Genomic DNA, 11,540 nt, shown 5'->3' with positions numbered 1-11,540 from the left:
CTACCGGCGCCATGACCTCCGCGCAGCCGAGCATAGGCTCGGCTCTACAACAGCGGTGCGCAAGCATCCGGTTCCACCAGCGCCCCGGCATGATCGGCCAACACCACCACCGCATGTAGCAACCCTTCCTCCACCTGCGGTGGACACTGTGCCTGCGCGTCATCCATGTCGCGCGCCGATTGTGCGGCCAGCAACACACCGCCGCAGGCGGACAATGCGGCAAGACAGCGCGTCGCCTCGGCCAGTTCCCGGCCGCGCGCCTCGCTGAGTTGCCGCTCGCGCCACGCCTGGCCGTCGGCTCCGTGGCTGTGTGCGATGCCGCGCAACCGGGCGAAGAACGCCGACGGCGGCGCCTGTTCGTTGGCTTCGGTGAGCGCATCTTCCAGCGCTTCGGCGGCCGTAGTGGACAGCTGCAGGCCGGGCAGTGCAGCGCCGAGCAGCGCCTACAGGCGTGGATAGGCGGGGTAGGGCGTGTTCATGGCAGCAACCTCACAAGGCAAGGCCACCTGCGGGATGCAAGGTGGCGGGCGGTGCGGGTTGGCGTGCCGGTCAAAATCAAAGCGAAAAAAGCCGACGGATCACGAGGATCCCCACGCACCGCCCGCCATGGGCAAGCCGGTGCATTGTCGCGATTGCCGTTGATGCGGCAAATCGATCGCTTCGATGTTTGATTCAGGACGCCAATCCCGGCCAGCGCAAAGTACGTTGGCGCAGCCACCTTCGCGCTTTCACTCGAGCAACGACATGAGCAAAGTTGTAAATCATGCCCCGCATGGGGAGTGCCAAAGCCGACACACAACGGCGGCGGCAAGCGCGTATGCTGCGGTACCTGCTCACGACGAAGGAACGTCGAATGTCTATTGATCTCCGCGTGATGGCCACTGCACTCGGCGCCCTGTTCTGCACCACCGCACAGGCCGTGGCACCAGACGCCATCGACCTGCCGACAGCACAGGCACAGGCCCAGTTGCTGGACATGCTGGAGAAGGAATCGCTGTACCGCGACCGCGTGGACTGGCGGGCCATCCGCACGCGCCTGAAGGCGGCGCAGAACGACCCGGCTGAGGCCCGCGCGGTGCTCCGGCAGGCCATCGGCCGCAGTTCCGGCGGGCACGGGGCTTGGATCAGCGCAAAGCAGCTGCAGGCGATGGCAGAACGCCTGGCGCGCGCCAATGGCGCAGCAACAGCGGTCCAGAAAGCAACGACGGCCCCGGCCGAAGCGCTTGACCCGCGCATCGGCCGGGTACAGATCGAGGGCTACGGTGTCATGCAGAGCCCCACGGCGCACCAGCAGATGAAGGAGCGTGCCAAGCGCTGGCAGGCGATCATCGATGACCAGGACAACGGCAGCCGCTGCGGCTGGATTGTCGATCTGCGCGGCAACACCGGTGGCAACATGTGGCCGATGCTGCTGGGCGTGGCGCCGCTGTTGCGCGTCACGCCCAGCGCCGACGAGAACGTGGGTTCCTTCGCTGCCGCAGATGGACCGTCGCTCTGGCAGCTGACCTCGTCCAGTGTGCGTCTTGGCGGTCGCGTGCGGATCGATCTTGGTGGGCCCGGCTATCTGCTAAAACATCCGGGCGCGCCCGTCGCCGTGCTGACCGGGCCGCGCACTGCCAGCTCCGGAGAGGCCACCGTACTTTCCTTCCGCGGTCGGCCGCAGACGCGCAGTTTCGGCCAACCCACCTCGGGGCTGTCCACCGCCAACGTGATGCGGCCGCTGGCTGATGGCAGCGCGCTGCTGCTGACCACCAGCGTGATGCGGGACCGCAATGATCGTGGTGATGGCTTGAAGATCGAGCCCGACCAGCGCGTCGAGGGGGACGCCGCCACCGTGGCCGCCGCCCAAGCCTGGCTGCTGGCCCAGCCCGCCTGCCAGGGCACCCGGTCATGATCCTGATCGGCCAACAGGAACGGGTGCTGATCGTCGGCCCCACCGAAGCCCACCACTGCCTGCGCTGCCAGACCGAAACCGAATTCGCGCCGCAGCTGCGCTACAAGATGGCGCGCATCGACCTGCTGTTCGGCTTCACCTACCAGCGCCGCTACGAACTGGCCTGTACCCGTTGCGAGCACGGCTGGGTGCTGGATACCGAGACCATGGACCAGCAGCTGGGCGGGGTACCGATCCCGTGGCGGCACCGCTTCGGCCTGCCGTTGATGCTGGTGGTGGTGGCCGGGCTGGCTGCGCTGGGCTGGCTGTGGCGACACGGATACATCGGCCGCTGATGAAGATGAAACGGTTGCTTATGTCCCATACTGGGACTAGGATGTCCGAATGAAAGTGGTTGCTTTGGCGACGCTGAAACGATTCTGGGAACGTCACCCTGATTCGGAAGCAGCGCTGAGGTCCTGGTATGACGAAGTGAGGCACGCCGTCTGGGACACACCGCATGACGTACGCCAACGTTACGCAAGCGCAAGTTTCGTGGCCAACAGTCGTGTGGTGTTCAACATAAAGGGCAACAGCTACCGGCTCATCGTCGCTGTGGGTTACAGGTTTCAAGTGGTCTACATCAAGTTCATTAGCACCCACGCCGAGTACGACCGGATCGATGCCGACACTGTGGAGCTTCTATGAACATCCATCCCATCCGTACGGAAAGCGACTACGAAAACGCGCTGCGCGAGATTTCGTTCTATGTCGACAACGAGCCGGAGCTGGGCAGCGAGGATGGCGATCGATTTGAAATTCTCGTAACGCTGGTTGAAGCCTACGAAGCGAAGCACTACCCGATCGAGCCGCCAGATCCTATCGATGCAATCCGCTTCCGCATGGAGCAGGGCGGTCTGACCGTGAAGGATCTGGTGCCCTCCATCGGCCAGCTCAACCGTGTCTATGAAGTGTTGAATCGCAAGCGCGGTCTGACTCTTGAAATGATCCGGAAGCTTCACCGCAACCTGGGCATTCCCGCAGAAAGTCTCATCGGCCGCTGAAGCCCCTGCCGATACGCTGCCGTGCCTCACTCCCGGCCTGTTAAAGTTGCAGCCTGCAACCACGTACCGGAACCGACCATGGACCACGACACCCCGTTCGAACCCCTCAACGACCTCGAGGTGCGCCTGCTGCAGGCCCAGGACGGTACGCTGACCGCAGCGCAGTTCCTCGACGGCCTGCTGACCTCGACGGCGTTCGTGCTGCTGGACAAGGCCATCGGCGAAGATGGCGCCTGGGACGAGAGCATCTCGCCGCTGGTGCTGACCAGCGAGAGCGGTGAGCCGATGTTCGCGGTGTTCACTGCCCCCGAGCGCGCGGGCCTGTGGCACGAGCAGCTGCCGCAGTTTGCGCATGCCATGCCGATCGCGGTGCACGCGCTGCTGGCCGGTATCGGCGACGGCGTCGGCCTGGTGCTGAACCCGGGCCTGGACGTGGGCATGGAGATGATTCCCGATGCCGTGGCCCAGCTGAAGCAGCGTGCGGCGGCGATTACCCGCGGCATGGCGCACTGAATCCAGCGATTGCGTGGTTGCCGGCCAACGGCCGGCACTACCCGTGGTGCCGGACGGCGGCGATGGCTTGCAAGTGCGTCCTGTTCAATGGAGAGGAGCATCGTGGGCAGGCGTTCTAACCGATCGCTGTGGGTCTATGAGATCGGCCTTGTTGCGGGTTTGGCACTGGTAGCTGCGTTCATCACCCGGTTCAATCCGGTGGAGACGCTCCGATTGGGTGGATGGCTGTTCCTCTTGATGCAACCCATCTTGTTGGGTGCTCATGCTGTCGACCACTTCTCGCGTAAGCGTCGTCGATAGACGGGCGATCGGTGCCGGCCAGCAGCCGGCATCACCAGGTGCTTCAGCGGGCGGCGGCGATGGCTTTCACCCGCGCCTTGGCCAGCGCCTCGCCAATGGCCGGCCCCTTCAGGTGCGTGGTATCCAGATCACGTGCCTGCACTGACAGCGCCGCCTGGTGCAGGCGCTTGAGCGTTTCGCCCTGCGGGTAGTCGGCGTCCTCGAAGCCGAGCCGGCCGCGCTTGTCGGCTTCGCAGCACAGTGCGATGCGCGCCACGCGCTCCGGCCGACGCAGCGCATCACAGCGGCCCAGTAGTTCCAGCACGGTGGCATCGCGCAGTTCGTCGATGCGATGCACGTTCAAGTGCTCGCGGCACACCGCTTCAGCCAGCTGCTGGTGCTCGGCTGGAATCTTCAACCGCGCACACAGTGCCTTCAACGGCTTGATGCCGCGCTGCTCGTGCATGATGTGGCGCGGCCATTCCTCCGGCGGGGTCAGGCCCTTGCCGAGATCGTGGGTGAGGGCAGCGAAGCCGACCAGGTCATCGCCGGGGGCGAGCTTCGCGGCCATGTCGCTGACCATTTCCTGGTGGATGCCGGTGTCGACTTCCGGGTGGAATTCGGCACGCTGCGGTACGCCGTACAGTGCTTCCAGTTCGGGCAGGATCGGGCCCAGTGCCTGCGCATCGTGCAGCGTGCGCAGGAAGGCGGAGGGCCGCTCACTGACCAGCGCCTTGCGCAGTTCCTGCCAGACGCGTTCGGGCACCAGCGCGTCCAGCTCGCCGCTGGCGGCAACCTCGCGCATCAGTGCCATGGTCTCTTCGGCGACGCTGAAGCCCAGTGGTGCAAAACGGGCCATGAAGCGCGCCGCGCGCAGCACGCGCAGCGGATCCTCGACGAAGGCCGGCCCGACATGGCGCAGCACGCGCTGTTCCAGGTCACGGACACCGCCATAGGGATCGACCAGCGTGCCGGTGTCTTCGTCGCAGGCAATCGCATTGATGGTGAAGTCGCGGCGCTGCAGGTCTTCTTCCAGCGTCACCGCCGGATCGGCATCGACCACGAAGCCGCGATAGCCGCGGCCGGATTTGCGCTCGGTGCGCGCCAGTGCGTATTCCTCACCGGTCTTCGGGTGCAGGAACACCGGGAAATCACGGCCGACTGCGGTGTAGCCCTGTGCTTCCATCTGCGCGGGCGTGGCGCCGACCACCACCCAGTCGCGGTCGCCGGCAGGGCGCTGCAGCAGGCGGTCGCGTACGGCGCCGCCGACAAGATAGATCTTCATGGGGGGATGATCGCATGGCCGGCGCAGATGTTCCGGCACGACCGATGCTGAGGCCTCACGGCAGGCCGCGCCACTCCGGCACGAACAGGCCGGCCAGGAACCATAGGCCGTAGACGATCCACAGGCAGAGGACGTACAGCTTGATCTGGGCTTCGTCCCACAGGCTGCCCCAGCTGTCGACGAAGGCCAGCGACTTCCAGCCTTCCATCCAGGCCGCGCCACCCCAGCGCAGTACCCAGGTGGCGAACAGGCTCCAGGCGGCGAATATCCCGATCCAGGCCAACAGGCTCATTGCGTTCCCCTCCCCGGGAAATGGCTACCAGGTCGTGCCAGCCAGAAGCCGGCACGACCGCAGTGCGATCAATCGCCGCCCTGCTCAGCGTCGGCCGCGCAGCTGAATTTCTTGCGCTTGTCCACCAGGCGGCCCATCAGGCGGTCGCTCAGCGGCAGCGCATCACCATTGAGGCGCCAGTCGTAGATCACGCTGAAGGCCAGCACGCGGGCGACGTACTCGCGGGTTTCCTTGTAGCTGATGGTCTCGATCCACAGATCCGGATCGAAGCCCGGGCGTTGGCTCTGCCAGCGTGCTGTCGGCGTTGGCCCCGCGTTGTAGGCGGCGATGGTCACGTACGGCAGGCCGTCGTACTTGTTCATCAGCTGGCGCAGGTAGGCGGTGCCGATGGCGATGTTGGTGTCCGGGTCGTACAGGCTGTCGGCGCCGCCGTAGCCGGTCAGGCCGATCGACTTGGCGACGCTGGCACCGGTGGCCGGCAGCACCTGCATCAGGCCCATGGCGTTGGCAGGCGAGCGCGCGCGCGGGGTGAACGTGCTCTCGGCACGGATCTCCGCCGCCACCCAGGCCGGATCGATCGCGTTGCGTGCCGACTCGCGGCGGATGGTGGCGTCGTGGTGCAGCGGGAAGCGCAGGTCATACAGGCGCTGTTCCTGCGGCTGCTTGCCGAGCGCGAACACGGCGCGGTCGAACCAGCCGTTGTCCTGCGCCACGCGCACGGCGAGGCGGCGCTGGGTGTCGTCGAAGCGCGACAGCGCGCTGTTCCATTCGGCCACGGCCCAACCGGCGCGGTCGATCTGGTACAGCGCCATCGCGCGCTGGATGGCCGGGTCGCGCGCGACCGCTGCCTGTGCCTGCGCGCTGTCGTTCGGCTTCCACGGGCACAGGGTGTAGCCCTGCTGCAGCTTGTCGGCGGCCAGGAAACCGTGGAAGGTCGGTGCGCGTGCGGCTTCGCGGAACAGCGGCTGCGCCTGCTGGGCCTGGCCGGTCTTCTCCAGCATGCGGCCTTCGAAGTAGCGCCAGCGCGGGTCGCTGCGCTGCTTGCTGCCCATCTTGCGGATCGCGGTCAGCGCCGCCGGCCAGTCGCCGCGCGACATCGCTTCGCGCACGCGCCACTCGTGCAGGCGTTCGTCATAGGCCGACTCCGGCACCGCGTTGAGGCGGCGTGCCGAATCGGGCAGGTAGGAGGCCACCGTCCACAGCGCGATCTGGTACAGCACCTGGCCCTGCTGGTCGGCACTCAGGCCGAGCGCCTGGGCGTACTGCGGCAGCTGCTGCTCGGTGGCGCCGGGGTCGGCCTTGGCCAGCTTGGCCAGGCCATCGGTGGCGATGCGCCGGCTGCGCTCGTTACGAGGCCAGTTCAACGCGCTGGCGTTGGGCTTGTCGACAAAGGCGGCGTAATTGTTCGCCAGCGCCAGGTCGGCGGCGGGCAGGCCGCGTGCGGCGCTGCGCATCACCGCCGGTTGCTGGGCATCGGCGGCGGCATCGATGCGTTCCCAGCGCAGGGCGTCGCTCAGGCCACCCTGCGCCTGCAGCACGGCGAAAACGGCATCACAGCCGTCCGGCAGCGACTTGCCGTTCTTGCGCCACAGGTCCTGCGCCTCGCTGATCCACTGCGGATCGACCTTGCCCGTCACCTGACGCGCGGTCAGCTGCGCACAGCGCAGGCCGGCGTTGTCGGTGGGCACCCAGTTGGCGAGCAGGGTGGGCCAGTCCTGGCGGCGTGCGAGCGAGGGCAGCCACACGCTGCGGAAGGTGGTGGCCACGGCCTGGCCGTCGTAGCGCTTGAGGAAGGCCTGGGCCTGCGCGGTATCGACGCTGTCGATGTTGCGCCGCAGGTTGGCGTACTCCAGCCAGCCATAGGCCGGATGACGGCTGAGCGCAGCGGCCTGGCCAGGATCGTACTGGCCGCGTTCGGCGGCTGCGATCGCGGCTTTCAGCTGCGCGTTCTGGGCATCGAGGGACTGGGCATTGGCGCAGCCGATCAGCAGCGTGGTGGCCAAGGGCAGCAGGGACAGGGCGGTCGAAGTGCGTCGGGTCATGGCATGCAGCATAGCGGGCAGTGGCTGAATTCAGTTTCGCATTGCGTGCACGCCCGGCGTCGGCAACGACAGCTGAATGAATCCGCGCAGGCCCCTGCCGCACGGGGTCGCAGGCGTCGTAACGTCGGCCTTGGGCGAACGGCCCGGCTGCAGGGAGCGGCACATGGCGTTCAGTAGCGCAGGAAGAAGCGGCCCGCTGGCGAACATCAATGTCACGCCACTGGTGGATGTGATGCTGGTGCTGTTGATCATCTTCATTGTGACCGCGCCCATCGTGGCCCGGCCGATTGCGGTGCAGTTGCCGCAGGCCACCGATCGGGTGGTCGACCGTCCCGAACCGCCGCCTCCGATCGAGCTGCGCCTGGATGCCTCGAACCAGCTGAGCTGGGATGGCCAGCCGATGGTCATCGACGATCTGCAGGCGCGCCTGCAGGCGCAGGTGGACGAAAATGTCGGCAACCTGCCGGAACTGCGCATCGCCACCGATCCCGCGGCCGAGTACGAAGGCATGGCGAGGATATTGGCTGCGGCCGAGGCGACCGGCATGGAGCGGATTGCCTTCGTGCGATAGAGCGTTGCCTCACTGCCGCTCATGCGGTAATTGCTGCATGAGCGGCGCTTGCCCTGCTGACAGTGTCGCGTCCAGGATCCGCAGAAAAGCCATCTCAATCTGCGCCGGAACCGGGGTCGGATGTGCTCGCCACCTTCCGATCTCAGGGGCATGTTCAACGTCGAAAGCGGTCAACTCGGCTCTCTCGAAATCCACCACAACCGTCAACCCCTCTCCTGAGGCCGAGGCCGCATCGCTGGGAGAGAGGCAGTTGTTGCACTCGATCACGCCGCCTGCCCTCGATTCACCTGCCAGAGGAAGAAGCAGCGTGATCACCATCATGACGCTCGGCACGGCAGTTAGTGCTTTCATGATCGATCCTCTCGCGAATGGCTGGAGATGCGAGTCTGCACCGGGTCGATCAACCGGGCCTTCTGAATGAAGGAATTTCAGAATATTCCTGAAATGGTTCGGCAAAGGCACTTTCATGCGCGCGGCAGTTTCCGGCGCGCGCTGTCGCGGCCAGCATCAAAGCGAAGGCGGAGGAACATTACCGTCCGGTTCTAAACGGCCCCCATTTGACGCAAATGGCCGTCAATTGCGTCAATTCCGCGTGAAAGAGTGTCGATCGTCACGCCGTGATTTTTACCGCTTGTTTACAAAGGAGACGCTGCCGCCATGCAGGGGGGTGCGGCAGCCCATGTCCCGACATTCCTTTGGAGAGAGAGCGAATGAATCACCTGCACCACCGCCCTTTGGCGGTTGCCGTCGCGCTGTGCGTGATGACCCTGGCACCGTTGGGTGCCGCTGCACAATCCACCACCAACCTGGATGCGGTGGAAGTCACCGGTACCCGCATCAAGCGCGCTGAGGTGGAGGGCCAGGTGCCGATCCAGACCCTGACCCGCGGTGATATCGAACGCACCGGCCTGACCTCGATCGGCGAAGTGCTGCAGCAGCTCACCGGTTCCGGTTCGGCGCTCAACGCCAAGTTCAACTCGTCCGGTAACTTCGGTTTCCCGCCCGATGGCAGTGGCGTGGGTGCCGGCTCGGCGCAAGTCGATCTGCGCCACCTCGGTGCCAAGCGCGTGCTGGTGCTGGTTGACGGCATCCGCTGGGTCAACGAGTCGTCCGCATCGGGTGTCGGTGCGGCCACCGACCTCAACACCATTCCGCTGGCCATCGTCGAACGCATCGAGGTGCTGGAAGACGGCGCGTCGTCGCTGTACGGCTCCGATGCCATCGCCGGCGTGGTCAACATCATCACCCGCCGCGACTTCGATGGCGGGCAGGTGACCCTGAACTATGGTGAGTACAGCAAGGGCGACGGCACCCAGAAGGGCGTGGACCTGGCGTGGGGCAAGAGCGGTGATCGCTTCAGCCTGTTCCTCGGTGCCAGCTGGACCAAGCAGGACCCGGTGTTTGCCAAGGATCGCGAGCAGTCGCGCTTCCCGATTCCCGGTACCGGCCTGGCCTTCGGCAGCGGCGGCATTCCACAGGGCCGCTTCGCCTTCGTCGACCCCAACACCGGTGCCGAGCAGGACATCGTGCCCAACAGCGGCGTGCCCAACCCGCGCTATGACGGCAGCGCCGGCTGCAACCGCAGCGATGACTACCACTGCTTCACCAGCGCCGACCGCTTCAACTTCGCCGAATACAACATGGTGCTCACGCCGTCCGAGCGCAAAGGCCTGTTCGGCCAGTTCCGCTTCGACATCACTGGCAACGTGCAGTGGTACATCAAGGCACTGGGCAACCGCCGCGAGTCGACCAACCAGGCCGGCCCCGAGCCGCTGTTCTTCGGCCCCGATGGCGCCACCGGCAATCCGTTGGCCGACAACATCGTGGTCTCGCGCCTGAATCCGTACAACCCGTTCGGCTTCGACCTGGTGTCCTCGGGCAACATGAGCCTGATCGGCCGCCGCCCGGTGGAAGGCGGTGCGCGCGTGTTCAAGCAGGAGGTCAACACGACCTACGTGGCCACCGGCCTGGTCGGCAACTTCCAGGCCGCCGACCGCAGCTGGTATTGGGACGTCAACGGCATGTACAGCAAGAACAAGGCCGAACAGACCAACTACGGCAGCTACAACATCTACAACGTCAACATGGCGCTGGGTGACCCGGCGGTGTGCGCGGCAACCCCGGGCTGCGTGCCGTTGAACATCTTCGGTGGCGTCGGTTCGATCACCCCGGACATGCTGAAGTGGATCCAGCCGGTGGTGCGCGACCGCAGCCAGAACGAGCTGAGCCTGTTCACCGCCAACCTGTCCAGCGAGCTGTTCTCGCTGCCGGCCGGCCCGGTGTCCTTCGCCACCGGTTTCGAGTACCGCAAGTACGAGGGCTGGTACCAGCCGGATCCGCTGACGGTGATCGGCCACTACAACGGCGTGCCGTCGCAGCCGACCTCCGGTTCCTACGACGTCAACGAGGCCTACCTGGAGTTGAGCGTGCCGATCTTCGCCGACTCCTCGTTCGGCAAGAAGCTGGACCTGAGCCTGGCCGGCCGCTATTCGGACTACTCCACTTTCGGTGGCGAGTTCACGCCCAAGTACGGCCTGCGCTGGCAGGTGACCGATGACTTCGTGCTGCGCACCACGTACGCCGAGGGTTTCCGTGCACCGTCCATTGGCGAACTGTACGGCTCGGCCGCACGTGCCGACCTGCAGCTGTTCGATCCGTGCTCGGTGGGCCTGGGCGGTACGCCGCCGCGTGGCAGTGCCGCCAATTGTGCCGCGCTGGGCGTGCCGGCCGGCTTCCAGCAGGCCAACTCGCAGATCTCGGTGACCACCGGCGGCAATCGTGATCTGGAACCGGAGCGCTCGCGCAGCTTCAGTACCGGCTTCGTGTGGAGCCCGTGGTTCGGCAACAACGCGTCGTGGTCGGAGCGCTTCGATGTGGAGGTGACCTTCTACCGCCACGCCATCGATGGTGCGATCCAGGCCATCAACGCGCAGACCCAGCTGGACCTGTGCGTGGACACGCTCGACCCGGTGTACTGCGATGGCATCACCCGCGCCAGCACGGGTGCGGTCAGCAGCTTCAACAACCGCTTGACCAATCTGGGCTCGATCAAGACCGACGGCTGGGACGTGGACCTGTTCTGGACGTTGCCGCAGACCTCCTTCGGCCAGTTCAAGCTGGCCTGGAAGAACACGTTCGTCGGTCGTTACGAAGCCACCGGCGCGGCCGGGCAGAAGCAGCCGCAGAAGCCGGGCGTGGAAGTGGCCGACAGCTCCATTCCGGAGTGGACCAGCAACGCCAGCATCGCCTGGACGATGGATCGCTGGAGTGCGAACTGGACGGTGCGGCACATCTCCGAGCTGACCGAGAACTGCGGCGATGCCGTGGCATTCCCGGTGTGCAGCAACCAGGCCGACGGCACCAACACGCTCTCGGCCACCACCTTCCACGACATGCAGGTGGGCTACAAGATCGACTGGATGAAGGGGCTGCAGCTGACCGCGGGCCTGAACAATGTGTTCGACAAGGATCCGCCGATCTGCCTGTCGTGCTCGTTGAACGGGTATGACGCTTCGACCTACGACATCCCGCGCGGTCGTTACTGGTACCTGCGCGCGGACCTGCGGTTCTGATGTGAGGGGGGCAGCGCCGGTCAGTTCCGGCGCTGCCTTGCGGATGTAG

The 11,540-nt window shown here is 65.7% G+C and carries 12 protein-coding genes; 7 read left to right on the top strand and 5 right to left on the bottom strand.

All coding sequences use genetic code 11. The features are described from left to right. Positions 1–44 precede the first annotated feature (44 nt). A complete protein-coding gene (locus AC5P5V_RS12365) occupies positions 45–440 on the bottom strand; it encodes a hypothetical protein (protein WP_231352766.1) in 396 nt (131 codons plus the stop codon). Positions 441–853: 413 nt separating this feature from the next. Here AC5P5V_RS12365 and AC5P5V_RS12360 point away from each other — a divergent pair, with 413 nt between their 5' ends. From AC5P5V_RS12360 to AC5P5V_RS12340, 5 genes are all read left to right on the top strand, one after another. After that, the gene (locus AC5P5V_RS12360; RefSeq protein WP_495215894.1) at positions 854–1,894 is read left to right on the top strand and encodes a S41 family peptidase; all 1,041 of its coding nucleotides are present in this window, start codon (positions 854–856) and stop codon (positions 1,892–1,894) included. After that, complete coding sequence (locus AC5P5V_RS12355; protein ID WP_061479619.1) at positions 1,891–2,229, top strand: hypothetical protein; 339 nt, start codon at positions 1,891–1,893, stop codon at positions 2,227–2,229. The genes AC5P5V_RS12360 and AC5P5V_RS12355 overlap by 4 nt, the downstream gene beginning before the upstream one ends. Before the next feature lie 49 nt (positions 2,230–2,278). Further along, positions 2,279–2,581 carry a type II toxin-antitoxin system HigB family toxin gene (locus tag AC5P5V_RS12350; RefSeq protein WP_134968901.1) on the top strand — a complete coding sequence of 101 codons (303 nt, stop codon included), beginning with the start codon at positions 2,279–2,281 and terminating at the stop codon, positions 2,579–2,581. After that, positions 2,578–2,937 (top strand): helix-turn-helix domain-containing protein, encoded by a 360-nt coding sequence (locus AC5P5V_RS12345; protein ID WP_061479618.1) that lies wholly within the window; start codon positions 2,578–2,580, stop codon positions 2,935–2,937. Before AC5P5V_RS12350 ends, AC5P5V_RS12345 begins: the two co-directional genes overlap by 4 nt. Before the next feature lie 78 nt (positions 2,938–3,015). Next, entirely contained in the window at positions 3,016–3,450 is a 435-nt protein-coding gene (locus AC5P5V_RS12340; RefSeq protein ID WP_005419309.1) for an SseB family protein, read from the top strand. A gap of 343 nt (positions 3,451–3,793) precedes the next feature. Here AC5P5V_RS12340 and AC5P5V_RS12335 read toward each other — a convergent pair whose 3' ends face one another. The 3 genes from AC5P5V_RS12335 to AC5P5V_RS12325 all read right to left on the bottom strand — a co-directional run bounded on the left by AC5P5V_RS12335 (position 3,794) and on the right by AC5P5V_RS12325 (position 7,360). After that, complete coding sequence (locus AC5P5V_RS12335; RefSeq protein WP_061479617.1) at positions 3,794–5,014, bottom strand: multifunctional CCA addition/repair protein; 1,221 nt, start codon at positions 5,012–5,014, stop codon at positions 3,794–3,796. A 55-nt stretch (positions 5,015–5,069) separates the two neighbouring features. After that, positions 5,070–5,306: a hypothetical protein gene (locus AC5P5V_RS12330; RefSeq protein WP_019338423.1), complete on the bottom strand. Its 237-nt coding sequence runs from the start codon at positions 5,304–5,306 to the stop codon at positions 5,070–5,072. A gap of 68 nt (positions 5,307–5,374) precedes the next feature. Further along, a complete protein-coding gene (locus tag AC5P5V_RS12325; protein WP_134968900.1) occupies positions 5,375–7,360 on the bottom strand; it encodes a transglycosylase SLT domain-containing protein in 1,986 nt (661 codons plus the stop codon). A 151-nt stretch (positions 7,361–7,511) separates the two neighbouring features. Here AC5P5V_RS12325 and AC5P5V_RS12320 point away from each other — a divergent pair, with 151 nt between their 5' ends. Beyond that, positions 7,512–7,919 carry an ExbD/TolR family protein gene (locus tag AC5P5V_RS12320; RefSeq protein WP_134968904.1) on the top strand — a complete coding sequence of 136 codons (408 nt, stop codon included), beginning with the start codon at positions 7,512–7,514 and terminating at the stop codon, positions 7,917–7,919. 9 nt (positions 7,920–7,928) lie between these two features. Here the strand turns inward: AC5P5V_RS12320 and AC5P5V_RS12315 are convergent, their stop codons facing one another. Continuing rightward, positions 7,929–8,270, bottom strand: coding sequence for a hypothetical protein (locus AC5P5V_RS12315; RefSeq protein ID WP_271162762.1), 342 nt, complete (start codon positions 8,268–8,270; stop codon positions 7,929–7,931). 410 nt (positions 8,271–8,680) lie between these two features. Between AC5P5V_RS12315 and AC5P5V_RS12310 the strand changes: the two genes are divergently transcribed. Then, positions 8,681–11,491 (top strand): TonB-dependent receptor, encoded by a 2,811-nt coding sequence (locus tag AC5P5V_RS12310; protein ID WP_404830568.1) that lies wholly within the window; start codon positions 8,681–8,683, stop codon positions 11,489–11,491. Positions 11,492–11,540: the final 49 nt, after the last annotated feature.

It is taken from the genome of Stenotrophomonas sp. YJH_SMC_130 (genome assembly GCF_059369035.1).
The sequence above is the reverse complement of the archived record's forward strand: the minus strand, read 5'-3'. Positions and strand labels throughout refer to the sequence as shown.